At 48.9% G+C, this 17,989-nt stretch carries 13 protein-coding genes; 6 read left to right on the top strand and 7 right to left on the bottom strand.

Features of this window, described 5'->3' with window-relative positions; all coding sequences use genetic code 11:
- Positions 1-56: 56 nt before the first annotated feature.
- From ACESTD_RS08830 to ACESTD_RS08845, 4 genes are read right to left on the bottom strand one after another with little or no spacing between them, the layout of a single operon-like run.
- Positions 57-3,101: a glycoside hydrolase family 3 N-terminal domain-containing protein gene (locus tag ACESTD_RS08830; RefSeq protein ID WP_117990752.1), complete on the bottom strand. Its 3,045-nt coding sequence runs from the start codon at positions 3,099-3,101 to the stop codon at positions 57-59.
- Positions 3,102-3,121: 20 nt separating this feature from the next.
- Complete coding sequence (locus ACESTD_RS08835; RefSeq protein ID WP_373158807.1) at positions 3,122-6,136, bottom strand: glycoside hydrolase family 3 N-terminal domain-containing protein; 3,015 nt, start codon at positions 6,134-6,136, stop codon at positions 3,122-3,124.
- A gap of 1 nt (position 6,137) precedes the next feature.
- Complete coding sequence (locus tag ACESTD_RS08840) at positions 6,138-7,055, bottom strand: bifunctional UDP-sugar hydrolase/5'-nucleotidase (protein ID WP_195292243.1); 918 nt, start codon at positions 7,053-7,055, stop codon at positions 6,138-6,140.
- Positions 7,056-7,077: 22 nt separating this feature from the next.
- A complete protein-coding gene (locus ACESTD_RS08845; protein WP_373158808.1) occupies positions 7,078-7,848 on the bottom strand; it encodes a 5'-nucleotidase C-terminal domain-containing protein in 771 nt (256 codons plus the stop codon).
- A 259-nt stretch (positions 7,849-8,107) separates the two neighbouring features.
- Here ACESTD_RS08845 and rplS point away from each other — a divergent pair, with 259 nt between their 5' ends.
- Positions 8,108-8,461: a 50S ribosomal protein L19 gene (rplS, locus tag ACESTD_RS08850; RefSeq protein ID WP_373158809.1), complete on the top strand. Its 354-nt coding sequence runs from the start codon at positions 8,108-8,110 to the stop codon at positions 8,459-8,461.
- Positions 8,462-9,218: 757 nt separating this feature from the next.
- On the opposite strand, the gene ACESTD_RS08855 is transcribed toward rplS, so the two are convergent.
- A complete protein-coding gene (locus ACESTD_RS08855; RefSeq protein ID WP_005825067.1) occupies positions 9,219-10,199 on the bottom strand; it encodes an ROK family protein in 981 nt (326 codons plus the stop codon).
- Positions 10,200-10,375: 176 nt separating this feature from the next.
- Here ACESTD_RS08855 and ACESTD_RS08860 point away from each other — a divergent pair, with 176 nt between their 5' ends.
- From ACESTD_RS08860 to ACESTD_RS08880, 5 genes are all read left to right on the top strand, one after another.
- The gene (locus ACESTD_RS08860) at positions 10,376-11,092 is read left to right on the top strand and encodes an ABC transporter ATP-binding protein (RefSeq protein WP_005825069.1); all 717 of its coding nucleotides are present in this window, start codon (positions 10,376-10,378) and stop codon (positions 11,090-11,092) included.
- Between the two features lie 54 nt (positions 11,093-11,146).
- Positions 11,147-12,406, top strand: a complete 1,260-nt coding sequence (locus ACESTD_RS08865; RefSeq protein ID WP_005825072.1) for an ABC transporter permease — start codon at positions 11,147-11,149, stop codon at positions 12,404-12,406.
- Between the two features lie 5 nt (positions 12,407-12,411).
- Positions 12,412-13,653, top strand: coding sequence for an ABC transporter permease (locus ACESTD_RS08870; RefSeq protein ID WP_195288371.1), 1,242 nt, complete (start codon positions 12,412-12,414; stop codon positions 13,651-13,653).
- A gap of 78 nt (positions 13,654-13,731) precedes the next feature.
- Complete coding sequence (locus tag ACESTD_RS08875; protein WP_005834785.1) at positions 13,732-14,835, top strand: efflux RND transporter periplasmic adaptor subunit; 1,104 nt, start codon at positions 13,732-13,734, stop codon at positions 14,833-14,835.
- Between the two features lie 30 nt (positions 14,836-14,865).
- Positions 14,866-16,194 (top strand): TolC family protein, encoded by a 1,329-nt coding sequence (locus ACESTD_RS08880; protein ID WP_272203066.1) that lies wholly within the window; start codon positions 14,866-14,868, stop codon positions 16,192-16,194.
- Between the two features lie 84 nt (positions 16,195-16,278).
- Here the strand turns inward: ACESTD_RS08880 and ACESTD_RS08885 are convergent, their stop codons facing one another.
- Both ACESTD_RS08885 and ACESTD_RS08890 read right to left on the bottom strand, forming a co-directional pair.
- A complete protein-coding gene (locus tag ACESTD_RS08885) occupies positions 16,279-17,196 on the bottom strand; it encodes a hypothetical protein (RefSeq protein WP_035449740.1) in 918 nt (305 codons plus the stop codon).
- Between the two features lie 14 nt (positions 17,197-17,210).
- Complete coding sequence (locus ACESTD_RS08890; RefSeq protein WP_005825088.1) at positions 17,211-17,903, bottom strand: DUF4476 domain-containing protein; 693 nt, start codon at positions 17,901-17,903, stop codon at positions 17,211-17,213.
- Positions 17,904-17,989: the final 86 nt, after the last annotated feature.

Below are 17,989 nucleotides of genomic sequence, written 5' to 3' on the forward strand. Positions count from 1 at the left end.
AGAAGAAAAGAGCCTTTCCTGCGTGAGCAAGGGAGGCTCTTTTTAATTTGTACCAATTATTTTTTTCCTCTCAGCATCGCCTTATATACCGCCTCCTGAATCCTCGTCCTTATATCCAGCCTCATCAACTTGTTATTCCACACATCCGGATAGGTGCGGTTGCTCAAAAAGACATAAACCAAGCCGTTCTCCGGGTCTGTCCAGGCGCAAGTGCCCGTGAAACCGGTATGACCGTAAACAGAAGCAGGGGCAGACTCTGCGCAGGGACTCTTCTGGGGATTATGCCGGTCGGGCTTATCAAATCCCAGCCCCCGGCGGCTTATCCTTGAGACGGTGGTAGTAAATACCCTGCAGGTCTCCTTGCTCAAATAGCGTTTACCGTCCAGTTCACCCCCATTCAGCAGCATCTGATAGACTTTTGCCACTTCTCCGGCAGTGGAGAACAGCCCGGCATTACCGGAAACGCCACCCTGAAAAGCTGCAGATTCATCATGTACAAATCCTTGCAAGGTAGTCTTACGCAAGAAAGGATCTGTTGATGAAGGTACAATATCTTCCTTCTTCAAGAAGCGCAGAGGAAGATACCCCGTACGCTCCAATCCCATCGGAGTATAGAATTCCTTGGCCAGATATTCGTCCATAGACATGCCGGTGCGCGCCTCGACCAACTGCTGCAACAAGATAAAGCCCACACAACTATAACGGTAACGTTTATCTCTAAGCGAAGTATCCACAATCTTCTGCAAGTACTCTTGCTTGAAGGAACGGTTCAGCCAAAGGCTGTCGGACACTTGCATCGTATATTCCGGTGTCTGCACCTTCGACGTCAGTCCCTGACGGAAGCGGAACTTAGGGTTCGCCCAAGTCTGCCGTCCGATGCGTGCGGAATGCCGGGCATCGGGACGTGCCTTGAACAAAGTGCCGGTGTAGCTCTCTTCATCAATCGCTTCCTGATAGAATAGCAAGGTAGAAGGTAGACCGGATTCATGCATCAGCAGTTCGCGTACCGTAATATTCTTCTTGTCCGTATCCTGTAGGAAAGGCAGATAATCCGACACCCGGTCTGTAAGATTGAGGCGTCCGCCATCGTACAACTTCATCACAGCAAGCAGCGTGGCTGTGGTCTTTGTCAGCGAAGCGATGTCGTATACATCCGTCTTCTTTACGGGAAGCGCCTTGCTTCCGGCCTCGTTCCAGACGTGGGTACCGAAAGCTTTATTATACATCTCCCTACCATCCTTCAGCACCACCACCTGGCAACCGGGGTAAGCCCCTTCACGAATGCCTTCTTCAGCTATCTTGTCTATTTCAGCCAGCAGACGGGAATTCATACCATGCTCTTCGGGTACAAAGCGGGGGGCGCTTTGAGGAGTCAGCGTCACTCCCGCACCGGCAGCAAACCGACTACCGATACTGGCAGACAAGCGTCCCTCTGAACAAGCGCTGCCATAAACAATCCGGGCAACCTGCCGCTGTACCTCCTCGTTGGAGGAGTGTGCCAAAATCACCGCTTCAGCAGCAGCGTCCCCTTGTTTTATCTGCAATACCTGCTTGCCAGGAATAAAGAATAGATAAACCACCGGTACGTCAGGAGCGAACTTTGCAAAGAAATTCTGATAGGGCGTCAAACGGTGTTCGGTGACACAGACCAGAATACGTTTGTACTTGGCCAGCGCATTCCTCAAACGGTTCCCGTCAGCCTCCGGCAGATTCTTGCCCAAATGGAACTCCACAGGACGGGTATACTGCGACAGTTCCTTGAGGAACGGCTGGATTTCCTGCGCTTCTCCCACATTGAGCACGGCAACTTCACCGATGGAAGGGTCCAGCGGAAGTACCTCGTCCCGGTTATCCAGCACAGTGATGGCCGCCAAGTTCAGCCGGCGCATCAAATCACGCGTTTTCGGAGTATTGATGCGGGTCCCCAAACCTGAAAGCTGTACATGGGGTTTCTTTTCCAACCCAAGGGCATATTTATATTTCAGTACTTTACGGCATTTCGCCTCTATCTCTTTCTCTGTCAGCTCCCCTTTTTTCACAGCGGCAAGCACAGCCTCCACTTCTTCCTTAATACGCCGGGGGACAAGCAGCAAATCATTGCCGGCTTTCAGCGCCTGCAAACAGATGCTTTCATTGCCCGATACCCCTTTCATGGCAAGGGCATCTGTAAAGACAAGCCCCTGAAAGCCGAGGTCATTCACCAACAGACCGGAAACTACCTTACGCGAAAGCGAAGACGGGAGCCCCTTTTGCGGCTCTATGGTAGGCACCTCCAAGTGCCCCACCATCATTCCTCCCAATCCGGCACGAATGGCTTTTCTGAAAGGATAAAGCTCTATACTGTCCAGACGGGCACGGGTAAAAGGCAGCACGGGCAACGCCTTATGAGAATCCACATCCGTATCCCCATGCCCCGGAAAGTGCTTGCTGACAGAAAGTACACCACCATCCTCCAACCCTTTGGAGTAGGCAACAACCTTGTTCGCCACATTGAACGGACTTTCACCGAAGGAACGGGTATTGATAACCGGATTCTTGGGATTGATATTCACATCCGCTACAGGAGCAAAATTCACTTGCACCCCCAGTTCACGGCATTGGCGGGCCACTTCGCGCCCATATTCATAAATCAGTGTATCGTTCTGTATGCAGCCCAGCACCATGTTTCGCGGAAAGTTCGGAGTACCGCGGAGGCGCATAGCCAGTCCCCATTCACCGTCAAAGGTAATCATCAGCGGAACTTCCGCCATCCGCTGCGCCTCATTGGTCAACATCACCTGGTTCTGCATCAATCCGCCGGAGAATAACAGACCGCCTACCTTATAGTCCTCCACCACCTTACGCAGCAGTTCCTTGTTGGCCTTGTCCTGCTGGGGGGCAATCGTATAGATGAACAGTTGTCCGATGCGTTCTTTCAGAGTCAGACGCTGCATGACGGAATCCACCCACTGCCTGCACCGCACGTCACTGTTCAAGAGACGTACAAGCGAAGGGTCGTTCGGCGGCACCGGAGTAAACGGCATCGGGCCAAGCTGCGCTTTCAGAAGCGGACAAAGACAACACAATATAGTGATATAGGCAAGCAGGTATATTCTCTTCATTCCTTATAGATAGATTGTTTTTAGGGGATTTGCGGAATAATACTTTTATAAATCAATTCCTGGATATCTCTTCTTATATTCATGTCACCCAGTTTCGTGTTCCATACATTGGGGCACAAGCGGTTGCTGAGGAATACATACACTGTCTTGTTTTCCGGGTCCACCCAAGCACAAGTACCGGTAAATCCGGTATGTCCATATACTGCTTCCGGAGCGGAAGGAGCACAAGGGCTGCGCTTCACAATGGATACATCCGGCTTGTCGAATCCCAGACCGCGACGGCTGATGGCAGATTTCTCCGTCGTAAACAAACGGCAGGTTGCCTCACTCAAGAAACGCTTGCCATTGAATTCACCGCCGTTCAGCAACATTTGATAAACCTTTGCCACCTCTTCGGCCGTAGAGAAAAGTCCTGCATTACCGGACACCCCACCCATGCAGGCAGCAGTCTCGTCATGCACATATCCGCATATATCCTGGCGACGCAGGAAGTCATTGGATGCCGTGGGCATGATTTCCGCTTTGGTGAACTTCGTCAAAGGCAGAAACATAGTACGTTGCAATCCCATCGGGGCATAGAACTCACGGGCAAGGTACAAATCCATCGGCAGCTCCGTCACCTTCTCCACTACCTGCTGCAACAGCACGAAGCCGAGGTCGCTGTAAACATAACGTTTGCCATCCAACTCGCACTTGGCTATCCGCTGAAGGATAGAATTCTTGAAACTCTTGTTCAGCCACATGCCATCTGCCATGTGCAGGGTATAGACCGGTGTATTCTTGTCGGACACCATCCCTTTCCGGAACTTAAAATCGGAACAATAATAGCTATGCTCGCTTACCTGCGTACGATGCCACTCGTCCACCCAACTCTGGGAGTACGGACCGTGTACCGAATTCGGGTCTATGATGTCCAGGTAGAAGCGGATATAGGGAGGAAGCCCCGATTCGTGGAACAAAAGTTCGCGGATGGTAATGTTCCGCTTGTTGCCATTGCGCAAGAAGGGCAGATAAGCGGAAACCTTGTCATCCAGTTTTATCTTGCCCTCATCATACAGTTTCATGACGGCAAGCAACGTAGCCGTAGTCTTGGTCAGCGAAGCCAAATCAAAAAGGTCCGAAGAACGGACAGTAGTGGTATCCTTATCAGAGTGGGTTCCGAAGCCTTTGTCATATACCGGCAGTCCGTCTTTCCACACCAGCACGCGGCAACCGGGATAAGCTCCCGCTTCCAGTCCCTTCCGGGCAACGGCATCGATACTTTGCAGCACATACGATTTCATGCCGTAATCTTCCGGAACAGTCTTCCCCGGTTTCATGCCCGGTTCAATCATACAGCCCGTTCCCGCTGGAAACAGTTTACCGATACTCATCGACATTCTGCCACAGGCCGGCTTTTTGGCAAAAAGAACATCAGCCACGTATTGCTGCAAATCCGTCTCTGCCGAATGTGCCAGCACCACAGCGCTGGATTTGGCAAGTGCGGGCATCAGAGGTTGCAATGTACGGTAAGAGGTAAAAAAAGTATAGACCAGCGGAGCACGCAGGTTCAAGCCTTCCAGAAGGGCCACATCACGGTCGCTGACATAAGCCGAACCGGTGATGCTGATAACCACGCGACGGAAAGCAGCCAACTGCCCCTGCACTTCCTGCCAGAGAGCCTCATCGGCATTCCAAGGCAAGTGGAAATGGCTGATGCCTGCATTCTTTTTCATAGCTTCCACAAAGGGAACATCCGCCTCCTTCTCTCCGATGCTGAGCACGGCAATATCACCTTCCACCGGTGCCAGCGGGAGGACATCGAAATAATTGTTCAATACAGTCACTGCCGAACGGCGCAACTTGGCAGCCAACGCCTGCGCTTCCTCCGTATTGATGCGATAGCTCATTCCGCTGACCCGAAGTTGCGGCTGGCAGTTTCTCAAACCAAGCATATACTTGTACATCAATACCTTGCGGCACTTGGCATCAAGTTCGTCCTTACTCAGTTGTCCCGACTCCACTGCATCTACCAGCTCCTGCACCGCATTCTTCGTATTGAACTGTACCAGCACCATATCATTTCCCGCCAGCAGCGCTTTGGTAGTTACCTGCGGAATGGCAGACACACCCTTCATGTCCAAGGCATCGGTAAACACCAGCCCTTTAAAGCCGAGTTCATCCTTCAACAACCCGGTCACCACATTCCGCGACAAGGAAGAAGGAGTCACCCCATCCGGGTCCAGCGCCTGCACTTGCAGATGGCCTACCATGACACCCCCCAATCCGGCACGTACCATTTCCTTGAAGGGATAAAGTTCCACACTGTCCAGGCGTGCACGGTCGTAGTGCAAGGCAGGAAGCGCCTTATGAGAATCCACATCCGTGTCGCCATGCCCGGGGAAATGCTTGCAAACGGAAAGTATGCCCCCGCTTTCGAGCCCACGGCTGTATGCCACCACCTTTTCCGCCACCCGCTGCGGGTTCTCACCAAAGGAGCGTACGTGTATCACCGGGTTCAGCGGATTCGTATTGACATCCGCATCGGGTGCAAAATTGACGTGTACCCCCAATTCGCGAAACTGGCGGGCCACCTCACGTCCATATTCTTCAATTAGGCCATTGTCCTCGATACATCCCAAGGCGGCATTACGGGGATAGTCCGGAGCGCCTTTCAGCCTCATTGACAGTCCCCACTCTCCATCGAAAGTAACCATAACGGGAATCTTGGCATCCTTCCGGGCCATATTGGTCAAGATAGCCTGCTCTTCCGGAGTACCTTCGGAAAACAGCAAGCCACCGACCTTGTATTTCTTTACCAGCTCGCGCATCTGCTTTTTCGTGGCCTTGTCTGCTCTGGCCGGAATGGTGGCAACGATGAGCTGCCCCACTTTTTCGTGTACATTCAGACCTGACAACACGGAGTCCACCCATTGCCGGCACCGGTTGTCTGCAGCCGAAGGAAGAAACGGGCCTCCCGTCTGGGCGTGAAGTGAAGATAATCCCAATATAAACAATCCTGCAACCCATAAAAGGAGGGTGAGTCTTTTCATCATGCTATTTTTCAGTTAAAGTAAGTACCATTTCTCCTACGTAGATGCCACTCTTTCCGGTGTGCAGCACGGGAACGCTCTTGCCGTCCGCATTCAGATAAACGGCAGGCTTTTCCATAAAAGTATGCGAATGTCCTCCCAAAATGACATCAATGCCACGCGTCTTGCCTACCAAGTTCTCGTCGGAAGCGCCTTCGGGATTTGCACTGCGGATACCCAAATGAGACATGCAAATCACAACCTCGCAATTCTCCTTCTCCCTGAGAAGGTCTGTCATTTCTTGGGCCACCTTTATCGGGTCGTTGTAGACAATGCCTATGCATTTATCCGCCTGCACCAGCCCTTCCATCTTAGGGGCCAGGCCGAAGATTCCGATTTTCACCCCTTCGCGCACCAAGGTGATATAAGGCTTCACCAGCCCTTCGAGTACCGTACCCGTCACGTCATAATTGGAACAGACCACGGGAAAATCCGCCATACGGAACAATTCCGCCATATTCTCAAGTCCGAAATCAAATTCATGATTACCTATCGTCATGGCATCATAGCCCATGAGGTTCATCATCTTGACCTCCAGCTCGCCTTTGAAAAAGTTATAATAAGGGGTGCCTTGCGAGATGTCTCCGCAATCCAGCAGCAACATATCCGGATGCTTGCCGCGAAACTGCTTTACAAAACCGGCACGGCGCACCACACCGCCCATACCGGCATACTCGTCGGCCGCCTCGGCGCTGATGGGTTCTATACGGCTGTGCGTATCGCTGGTGTGCAGGATAAACAGTTGTTTTCCGGATTGGCCGGACGATACAGAATCGGCGGACACCAGGCAAAGGGGTTCTTCAGTAATGACACGCTCCTCTTGCTGTGCCGATGCGGGGAGCATGAAAAGCAGCAGGGCTGCCAAGGAATACATATGTTTCATAGAACTTCTGTTTTTTTAATGCTTACTCTTTAACGACCACTCTTCCCTCCATGCGCGAAGTCACCTTCTTGCCGGCTGCCGTCTGCTTCTCCACATACTTCATGAACAGACCGCGCAGTGTAGCCCCATCCGGGCACTCCCTTTTATCCGCCTGCAGGAAAGCCGTCATTCCATCGTTTCCATCAGCCAGATAATCAATCGTGGCAACCGTATAGTCACGGTCATCCTCCACCGGATTGCCGGCAATGGAAGCCTGGAGCAGCTTGCCATCCTTGCTGATTTCCAACTGTATACCACTCACCCCTTCACCAAGTCTCACCGCAATGTTTTCAAACAAGTGCGTCATGGCAGAGCCTTTCATCGTCAGCACACAGAGCGAATTCTCAAAAGGCAATATCTCATAGATGTTTTCGGTAGTGATATCTCCTTCCGTCAGGGAATTCCGGATTCCACCGATATTGATTAGCCCCATATCGGCCGGTTTGCCCAGCACTTCCACCGCAGCCTCACGCAGTACATCTGCAATCAGATTGGATAAAAGGCTTTCGGGCCGGAATCTGTCCATCGACATTTCTGCGGTTCCCACCACATGATACATAACGCTGTCCATCCGGGCCTTGTAAGGCGCCAGCAGAGCCACGGCTTCGGCATCCGGCTCGGCATCCCAGACAGAGTTCATGGGAATTCTGCCTCCCTCTACCTTGGTCACTTCGTAAGAAGAATGGCAGGAAACCAATAGAAGCGCAACCGCCAACACTGCCCCCGCAAGGAGACTGAAAGTTTGTTTCTTCATATTCATTTAGTTTTAAATTGCTACAAATATACTTTTCTTTTGCGACTGAGCCACACAATTAACCGATTATTTAGACTTGCGTTTAGCAGAATGAAACGCTCAAAAATCATCCCAACTGGCGAAAAAAAGCTTGAAGCACTTGTGTATCTGGCAAATAATTCGTTCCTTTGCACCGCTTTCGCGCAATCGCTGTCAGGACACCAAGAGAGAAGCCTGGTATGTTGCGTTGTAACGATGAAACAATTTAATAATAAAAACAATGGATTTAATTAAAATTGCAGAAGAAGCATTTGCTACCGGAAAACAGCACCCGAACTTCAAGGCAGGTGACACTGTAACAGTAGCATATCGTATTGTCGAGGGTAACAAGGAACGTGTACAGCTGTACCGTGGTGTTGTTATCAAGATTGCCGGACATGGAGACAAGAAGCGTTTTACAGTACGTAAGATGTCAGGAACCATAGGCGTAGAACGTATTTTCCCGATTGAATCACCGGCTATCGACAGCATCGAAGTGAACAAGGTGGGTAAAGTTCGTCGCGCTAAACTGTACTACCTGCGCGCTCTTACCGGTAAGAAAGCAAGAATCAAAGAAAAAAGAGTTAACGGTTAATTCCAGACTCCTATTTCGAAATAAAAAAGGGAAACTGACAATGTCGGTTTCCCTTTTTTAGTGATATACACAGTAGGCATACACACCATGCGATACTCTACTGCTACTCCCTCATTCAAAACATTGTAAGCCTGCGCTCCTTTCCTTTCACATAAGCCTTCCTTCTTGCTGATATGTTAGTTTATCAGCGCCCAACGGCCGTGAGACGCTCTGCTAACGACCGTCAACAAGGTGCTTTATGGCCGTTAGGCGAACGCCTCACGGCCGTTAAACAGCTCTCATATGCATAGCTTGCCTATACTGAATACCTATCTTATCCATACCAAAAACCTGACTTCCACCTATTATCGCACGGGCTTTTACGAAGTTAATACCGTGTTTGCAGGAAACCAATAGCTTGTTTACACGATATTGGCAAATTGCCCCATATCCTATTAATTTATTGTACTACAAGACATTAATAGATTATTTGGCGTAAATTTAAGGTGGAAGCAAAAGTTGCTTCCACCTTTTCAAGTTGCTTCCACAGCATCCGCAACCCCAATGAATAAAGGGATACAGAGAATGGGTGGAAGTGTGGAAGCAACTTGTGACATAACTTTATTGCTGAGGAATATGTGCCACCAAAGAAAAAAAGGTGTGTCGAAACTCTCATAAACTAAAAATCACCCTCGCCACAGATAGGTGTAGCGAGGGTGACTTCGATAGAAGGGGAGTTTTGACATATCCCCTCCTTTATCAGTTTCCCTAATATTGATTACTTGATATCTCTCAGCTCCCAGCCCAACGCACTGGCACCCAGCACTGCAGCATCAGAGTCCTTCAACTCGGAAGCCAGCAACTTGGTCTTACCTTTGTAGATATTCAATACATTGTCGTCAATAGCTTTCTGGATAGGCTTGAAGATATAGTCTCCCGCTTTTGCCAGACCACCGAACAACACGATAGCTTCCGGACTGGAGAAAGCGATGAAGTCAGCCAAAGCCTCACCCAAGATGGTTCCGGTAAACTCAAAGATGTCTTGAGCAATCTTGTCACCCTTCACCGCTGCATCATACACATCCTTGGAAGTAATGTTTTCTGCCGGAATGTCGCGCAACAAACTCGGTTCGGTACTCTTGGTCAAGAACTCACGTGCAGAACGCGCCACACCCGTAGCCGAACAATAAGTTTCCAGACAGCCGTGACGTCCGCATCCGCAGAGACGTCCGTTTTCACGACGGATAATAGTATGTCCCAACTCTCCGGCAAAACCGTCATGGCCATATACCATCTGACCGTTAATAACGATACCGCTACCTACACCGGTGCCAAGAGTTATCATGATAAAGTCTTTCATACCACGAGCCGCACCGTAAGTCATTTCACCGATACCGGCAGCATTGGCGTCGTTTGTCAAAGCGGTAGGGATACCCAAGCGCTCTTCAAACATGGCAGCCAAAGGAATTACACCCTTCCAGGGAAGGTTCGGGGCAAACTCAATAGTACCGCTGTAATAGTTTCCGTTAGGAGCACCGATACCGATACCTTTTATCTTGTCTACTCCACCGTTGGCAATAATGAGCGGCAACAGATTCTTGCAAACTTCGTCTACGTAATCATTGACGTCCTCATAAGCTCCGGTTTTGATGGAACTGCTTGCAATAATAGTTCCGCGTGCGTCTACAATACCAAAGACGGTGTTTGTTCCGCCTATGTCAATGCCCACTACATAGGGCTTTTCCATGTTTGAATTCATGATATTACTTTTGTTTAAAGGGTTAGTTAATCACATTCATGGTTACAAAAATCACAAAGAAAAACGACACTGCAAAATCTTTTTTTAAAAAAGTTTGCAACTTTTGCAACTTTTCGTAGCATTGCTGCGTCTAATAGTGAAAATTAATAAGAGTAAAGCAATAAACAGGGAAAACAGTGATACAACTAAAAGACATTAACAAGACCTACAACAACGGAGCACCGCTGCATGTGCTCAAAGGTATCAACCTCGACATTCAGAAAGGCGAATTTGTTTCCATCATGGGCTCATCGGGTTCGGGAAAGTCCACTTTACTCAATATACTGGGTATTCTGGATAGTTACGACACGGGGGAATATTATCTGAACGGTACCCTCATCAAGAACCTCAGCGAAACGAAGGCAGCCGAGTACCGCAACCGTATGATTGGTTTCATCTTCCAGTCCTTCAATCTCATTTCCTTCAAGAATGCAGTGGAGAATGTGGCGCTTCCTCTCTTTTATCAAGGAGTGAGCCGCCGCAAACGTAATGCGCTGGCACTGGAATATCTGGACCGCCTGGGGCTGAAAGAGTGGGCACACCACATGCCAAATGAGATGTCCGGTGGACAGAAACAACGTGTAGCCATCGCCCGTGCCCTCATTACCCAACCGCAGATTATCCTTGCCGATGAACCTACCGGCGCGCTCGACAGCAAGACTTCCGTAGAGGTGATGCAGATTCTAAAGGAACTGCACGATACGGGCATGACCATCGTAGTCGTGACCCACGAAAGCGGTGTTGCCAACCAGACGGACAAGATTATCCATATCAAAGACGGTATCATAGGTAGCATCGAGACGAATCTGAACCACGATGCAAGCCCGTTCGGAAAAGACGGATTCATGAAATAATAAAGGAAGAGCCCCCTCCCCCTTTAATTTTTAATTCTTAATTTTTAATTATCAATGATAGACCTTTGGCAAGAAATATACGGAACCATCAAACGCAACAAACTGCGTACATTCCTGACGGGCTTTGCCGTGGCATGGGGAATCTTCATGCTCATCGTGCTGCTCGGAGCCGGAAACGGTATCATACATGCCTTCGAGCAAAATGCGTCGGAGCGTGCCTTGAACTCTATCCGCATCTTCCCCGGCTGGACCACCAAGTCATACGACGGTCTGAAAGAAGGACGCCGCGTCCAACTGGACAACCGGGACATGGATGACACGGAGAAGCAATTCACTGAAAATGTCATCAGTGCCGGTGCCACCGTGCGTCAAAGTAATGTAAACGTCAGCTTCGGACAAGAATATATCAATATCTCTCTGCTGGGCGTATATCCCAACTACACCGAAGTGGAAACCGTGAAAACAGCGGACGGACGTTTCATCAACTACAACGACCTGAAAGACCGACGTAAAGTCATCATCCTCCATAAGAAATCTGCAGATATCCTTTTCGGAAAAACGCATACTGAACCCATCGGACAATTTGTCAATGCCAGTGGAGTGGCCTATCAAGTAGTAGGCCTCTACAATGACCAGGGAGACCGCGAGGCAAACGAAGCGTATATCCCCTTCTCCACCTTGCAGACCATCTATAATAAAGGAGACAAGCTGAATAACATCATCTTTACAACCAAGAACCTGCACAGCATAGAAAGTAACGAAGCCTTTGAAAAAGAATACCGCAAGGCTATTGCCACCAATCACCGCTTTGACCCCACAGATGAGAGCGCCATATGGATATGGAATCGTTTCACCAACTATCTGCAGACACAGAATGCAATGGGTATCCTCCGGACTGCAATCTGGGTTATCGGTATCTTCACACTGTTGAGTGGGATTGTCGGCGTGTCGAACATAATGCTGATTACCGTGAAAGAACGTACCCGGGAATTTGGTATCCGTAAGGCATTGGGAGCAAAACCTTTCTCCATCCTTTGGCTGATTATTGTGGAAAGCGTGACTATCACTACGCTATTCGGTTATATCGGTATGGTGGCAGGCATCGGGGTGACGGAATGGATGAACTCTGCTTTCGGTAGCCAGACGATGGATGCCGGCATGTTCCAGCAGACCATGTTCTCCGATCCCACCGTAGACCTCAGTATTGCTATCCAAGCTACCCTGACCCTTATCATAGCGGGTACGTTGGCTGGGTTCTTCCCGGCTAAGAAAGCGGTAAGTATCAGTCCTATTGAAGCACTTAGAGCAGATTAAAGATTATGAGAATAGACATAGATACGTGTGAGGAAATCCTCATCACAATAACAAGGAACAAAACGAGAAGCCTGCTTACGGCGTTCGGCGTATTCTGGGGTATCTTTATGCTGGTGGCGCTTATCGGTGGCGGCCAGGGCATGCAGGAAGAACTAAAATCCCAGTTCGAAGGATTTGCAACCAACTCGGGCTTTATCGCTGCACAAAAGACAAGCGAAGCCTACAAGGGATTCCGCAAGGGACGCTGGTGGGACTTGGAGATGGAAGATGTAGACCGTGTAAGCAGTGTGGACGGCATAGCACTCGCCACGCCTTCAATCGCCCTCTGGGGACAAGTTGCCGTCTACGGAGACAACAAGTACGACTGTAGTGTGAAAGGCTTGTATCCCGAATATGAACAGATAGAGCATCAAGAGATGGCCTACGGGCGTTTCATCAATGATGTCGACATTAAAGAGTCACGTAAAGTGTGCGTAATCGGCAAACGTGTTTACGAAAGTCTCTTCAAACCGGGTGAAGACCCCTGCGGCAAATATGTCCGGGTGAATGGCATCTATTACCGGGTTATCGGAATGTGTTCATCCGAAGGCAATGTCAATATACAAGGGCAGGCCTCTGAAGCCATTACATTGCCTTTCTCCACCATGCAACAGACCTACAACCTCGGAAAGAAACTGCATGTGGTATGTTTCATCATGAAACCGGGAGTAAAAGTAAAAGACGTGCAGCCCGAAGTGGAACGCCTCGTAAAAGCGGCACATTACATTGCTCCCGATGACAAACAAGCCGTCATGTTCCTGAATGCGGAAGCCATGTTCTCCATGATGGACAACCTGATGACCGGAGTACGCTTTCTTATCTGGATGGTAGGGTTGGGGACATTGTTTGCCGGAGCTATCGGTGTATCGAATATCATGATGGTAACCGTCAAGGAGCGCACAACGGAAATAGGCATACGCCGTGCCATAGGTGCCCGTCCTAAAGACATCCTGCAACAAATTCTTTCGGAAAGCATGGTACTGACCACTATAGCGGGTATGGCAGGCATTTCTTTTGCCGTATTTGTACTGCAAATACTTGAAAAGGCCGCCAATGACCCTGGAGTTATCAAAACCCACTACCAGGTTTCATTCGGACTGGCTATCGGAACCTGCATCCTCCTCATCGCATTAGGAGTACTTGCCGGACTGGCACCTGCCTATCGCGCCATGGCAATCAAGCCAATTGAAGCCATCAGGGATGAATAAACTTATAGAGAGACCACTAACCGTAAGCCATGAAATAATGGCTATATCAATCGTAAATAATTAAATCGTAAATATAAGATGAAAACAAAGAAGTTTCTGAAAATCGCATTATTGGTAGTAATTGCTGCCTTATTCATTTGGACATTCGTTTTTCTGTACCAGAAGTCCCAACCTAAAGTAACAGTATACGAAACGATAGTTCCGGAAGTGACAGACCTTGAAAAGACTACCGTAGCCACCGGCAAAGTGGAACCGAGAGATGAAGTCCTTATCAAGCCGCAGATTTCCGGTATTATTGCCGAAGTATACAAGGAAGCAGGACAAAGTGTGAAGCAAGGGGAAGTGCTTGCCAAAGTAAAGGTGATACCCGAACTGGGACAATTGAACTCTGCCGAAAGCCGCGTACGATTGGCGGAAATCAACGCTGCCCAAGCCGAAACGGATTTCGCCCGTACCCAGAAACTGTACAACGACAAGCTTATCAGCGCTGAAGAGTACGAAAAAGGGGAAGTAAGCGTGAAGCAGGCACGCGAGGAACTGCAGACAGCAAAAGATAACCTGGAAATTGTAAAGGAAGGCATCACCAAGAACAGCGCTTCTTTCAGTAGTACCCTGATCCGTTCCACCATTACCGGTCTGATTCTGGATGTACCCATCAAAGTCGGTAACTCGGTTATCATGAGTAACACTTTCAATGACGGAACCACCATCGCTACCGTTGCCAACATGAACGATTTGATTTTCCGCGGCAACATTGACGAAACGGAAGTGGGCCGTGTGCACGAAGGCATGCCGGTGAAACTGACAATCGGCGCCCTGCAGAATCTTTCGTTCGATGCCACACTGGAATACATATCTCCGAAGGGTGTGGAAGAAAACGGTGCCAACCAGTTTGAAATCAAAGCTGCCATTGCCGCACCGGACAGCGTACAGATACGTTCCGGCTATTCTGCCAACGCAGAAATCGTATTGGACCGTGCCCAGAAAACGCTTGCCGTACCGGAAAGTACCATTGAATTCAATGGTGACAGCACCTTTGTATACGTAATGACGGACAGCGTACCGGTACAGAAGTTCGAACGCCGCCCCATCCAGGTCGGCATGAGTGACGGCATAAAGATTGCCATCAAAAGCGGTATCAGTGCCCAGGATAAGATTCGCGGTGCAGAGAAAAAGGATTAACAAACGGAATAGCTTAAAAAGATATACGATATGAATAAAAAGATATTCTTATACCTCGCAATATTCGGCAGTGTCTCAGTGCAGGCGCAGGAACGATGGTCTTTACGCCAATGCATAGACTATGCCATCGAGCATAACATCAGTATCCGCCAGACAGCCAACGCTGCCGAACAGAGTGCTGTCGAGGTAAATACAGCCAAATGGGCACGATTGCCGAACCTGAACGCCAACGCCGGCCAGAGCTGGAACTGGGGACGTACGCAAACAGCCATCAAGAACGAGGATACGGGAGACTACTCCACTGTATACGTCAACACCAGCAGCCACGGTACCAATATGTCCGTCAGTACAAGCATACCCATCTTTACCGGTCTGGAGATTCCCCACCAGTATGCATTGGCGAAACTGAACCTCAAAGCTGCCATTGCCGACCTGGACAAAGCCAAGGAAGACATTGCCATCAATATAGCTTCGGCCTACCTTCAGGTGCTGTTCAATGAAGAGCTCCACCAGGTGGCGTTGGGACAAGTGCAATTGAGCAAAGAGCAATATGTCCGCATCAGCCGGCTTGCTGACTTGGGAAAAGCCTCTCCGGCAGAACTGGCAGAAGCCAAAGCACGTGTGGCACAAGACGAGATGAATGTAGTGCAGACAAACAACAACTATAAGTTGGCCCTGCTCGACCTTAGCCAGCTTATCGAACTGGAAACACCGGAAGGGTTCAATCTGGAATCTCCGGCAGTCAATCTGGACTTAGTCCCTCTCACTCCTCCGGATGAGATATTCCAAACAGCCATGGTGAGTAAGGCTTCCATACAAGCTGCACAGTTCCGCTTGGAAGGCAGTAAACACAATATCCGTATTGCCCAGAGCAACTACTACCCGCAACTGAGCCTGAACGGTAGTCTCGGTACGAATTACTATTCTACCATCGACCGTACTTTCAGCCAGCAGATGAACGATAACTTCAACAAATATGTAGGATTCAACCTCAGCGTACCTATTTTCAACCGTCTCTCTACCCGTAACCGGGTACGCACGGCACGCCTGCAACGTGAAAACTATGCCTTGCAATTGGATAATGCCAAGAAGACACTTTATAAGGAAATCCAACAAGCATGGTACAACGCCGCTGCTGCCGAAAGCAAATATACCAGTAGCCATACAGCCACCGTTGCCAGCGAAGAGTCTTTCAAGCTGATGAGCGAAAAGTATGAGAACGGAAAAGCAAATGCCGTAGAATACAATGAAGCAAAACAGAACCTTATGAAATCCCAATCAGACGAATTGCAAGCCAAGTATGACTATCTGTTCCGTACCAAGATTCTGGATTTCTATAAGGGAGAACCGATTGAATAAAAAAAGAAGTATAATTTTAGTTGTTGTGTTTGATTCTCCCCTCTCCCTGCCTCCAGGCTGACAAGAGGGGAGTTTTTTGTTCTTCTATCTCCTTTCCGAAGAGCGGGAAGAGCTACTGCCGGTAGAACTGCGGGTAGTGCTTGAAGAGCTGCTGCGACGGCTTTCGGAACTCCGTACGCCGGAAGCATTTCTTCTTTCCTTGCTTGCCGTCTTTACCCTGCTACGGCTGGGGCTCTTATCATTATTTTTAGTTCTTGTGGTTTCTATTTTCTCTTTACTCGACTTTCTGCCACTATCCACACTACTACGTCGCGTACTGCTGTTACGTGTACCTGTGCTAATGCGATTATTACTACTGTTGCTACGTCGCGTGGTATATACATCATCCCTGCCTGCCGGACGCTTATGCGAATTAGGGCGGATGTTCACCGAACCGAAATCTGAACGGCGGCTGGTGTGGTACGACTTATCATTCCGAATACTCCACGAACCAGTATAGTGCGGATGATGGTAACGACCGCGATAATAGCTGTTGTGATAGTGCGTACGATAATGCCCACCGCAATATGTACGGTAATGATACGGCCGCGGGAAATAGAAATGATTATGGTTGGTGTAAGTGATGTAAACCCTAAAAGACCAACGACCACCACTTACATAAACCGGACGGTAAAAATAGGCGGCCTGCATGAAACGGCCGTACTGCCGGTTATTCAGCACCCATCGAAGGTCGTCATTGCGCACATCCAGATAATCGTAATAGCGATTCAAGGCCCATTCCTCCCCCCGAAGAACGTCATCCATCAGATAACGTATACCGGAAATGAAATCATAGTTTATTTCGTACACGTCATTATACTGTTCTGTACTCAGGTTCAATTCATAGGCCATCTTGTCCGTAAGAAAGCGGGTCTCTTTACGCACTTTGCTGTTGCTCATTGCCGCACTACAAACAGCTGTACTCATCATAGCGGCAAGAAATATAAATATAATCCGTTTCATAACCCCTCCTTTTTTTAGTTATTCTTCTCATGATATTGTTTGATGAAGGCATTTATCTCGTTCTTGTCCGACGAGAAGGTCAGCTTGTCTATCGCATAATAGAAATTCGGTTTATCGGCTATTTTAGGATAAATCTTCTTCATCAACTGTTTCTTTTCACTGTCGAAACGATAAAAATCCATCAGACGGATACACTGGTCAGTAGTGAACCAAGAGGTCAGCAAGGCATGGTCGAGCACTTCCTTACGGTCTGAATCGAAACTCTGTTTTTCCATCAGCCCCATAAACTGTTCGAAGGCAGATGGTGACATCACCGGTTCATGCTGCTCGCCTCCTAACGGTCTGTCACCGGGTCTGCCAGGCTTGTGATGATTAGAAGTACCCCAGTTTCCACCAGGTCTTTTGTCCTCTGGAATGAAAATATCTTCCACTTCATTGATGGAGCAATGCACACGTTCATCATATAGGAGTTTTCCTCTTCGGGAATTCTCCCCACGGGATGGCGCTTCATAAACCTCTACCCGACAACTACCACGCAGATTGGCTACAAAACAACTGAAAGTAGGCAGGCAAACCTGCTGTCCGTCGACCAGTACCACCACTCTACGGTATGGACTTTCTATACGGATTCCGTCTATGGGCGCCGCTTTTATTGCGGGAAACGCTACCAGAACTAGACAAACACTTAATATCAAATGACGTATCATGACTTTTCTTTGCTGAATTCAACTTGCAAATGCAACAGAATTCTGATTAATAATTTGTTTAAATTTTTCGTTTGGCGTGAGGTATC

Origin of the sequence: Bacteroides sp. AR20 (assembly GCF_964250605.1) — a bacterium.
GTDB classification, from domain to species: Bacteria; Bacteroidota; Bacteroidia; order Bacteroidales; family Bacteroidaceae; genus Bacteroides; species Bacteroides uniformis.

Excerpts from the sequence above, each read along its gene's own strand:
- ACESTD_RS08830 (WP_117990752.1), bottom strand. The coding sequence starts at position 3,101 with ATGAAGAGAATATACCTGCTTGCCTATATCACTATATTGTGTTGTCTT.
- ACESTD_RS08835 (WP_373158807.1), bottom strand. The coding sequence starts at position 6,136 with ATGATGAAAAGACTCACCCTCCTTTTATGGGTTGCAGGATTGTTTATA.
- ACESTD_RS08840 (WP_195292243.1), bottom strand. The coding sequence starts at position 7,055 with ATGAAACATATGTATTCCTTGGCAGCCCTGCTGCTTTTCATGCTCCCC.
- ACESTD_RS08845 (WP_373158808.1), bottom strand. The coding sequence starts at position 7,848 with ATGAAGAAACAAACTTTCAGTCTCCTTGCGGGGGCAGTGTTGGCGGTT.
- rplS (WP_373158809.1), top strand. The coding sequence starts at position 8,108 with ATGGATTTAATTAAAATTGCAGAAGAAGCATTTGCTACCGGAAAACAG.
- ACESTD_RS08855 (WP_005825067.1), bottom strand. The coding sequence starts at position 10,199 with ATGAATTCAAACATGGAAAAGCCCTATGTAGTGGGCATTGACATAGGC.
- ACESTD_RS08865 (WP_005825072.1), top strand. The coding sequence starts at position 11,147 with ATGATAGACCTTTGGCAAGAAATATACGGAACCATCAAACGCAACAAA.
- ACESTD_RS08870 (WP_195288371.1), top strand. The coding sequence starts at position 12,412 with ATGAGAATAGACATAGATACGTGTGAGGAAATCCTCATCACAATAACA.
- ACESTD_RS08875 (WP_005834785.1), top strand. The coding sequence starts at position 13,732 with ATGAAAACAAAGAAGTTTCTGAAAATCGCATTATTGGTAGTAATTGCT.
- ACESTD_RS08880 (WP_272203066.1), top strand. The coding sequence starts at position 14,866 with ATGAATAAAAAGATATTCTTATACCTCGCAATATTCGGCAGTGTCTCA.
- ACESTD_RS08885 (WP_035449740.1), bottom strand. The coding sequence starts at position 17,196 with ATGAAACGGATTATATTTATATTTCTTGCCGCTATGATGAGTACAGCT.
- ACESTD_RS08890 (WP_005825088.1), bottom strand. The coding sequence starts at position 17,903 with ATGATACGTCATTTGATATTAAGTGTTTGTCTAGTTCTGGTAGCGTTT.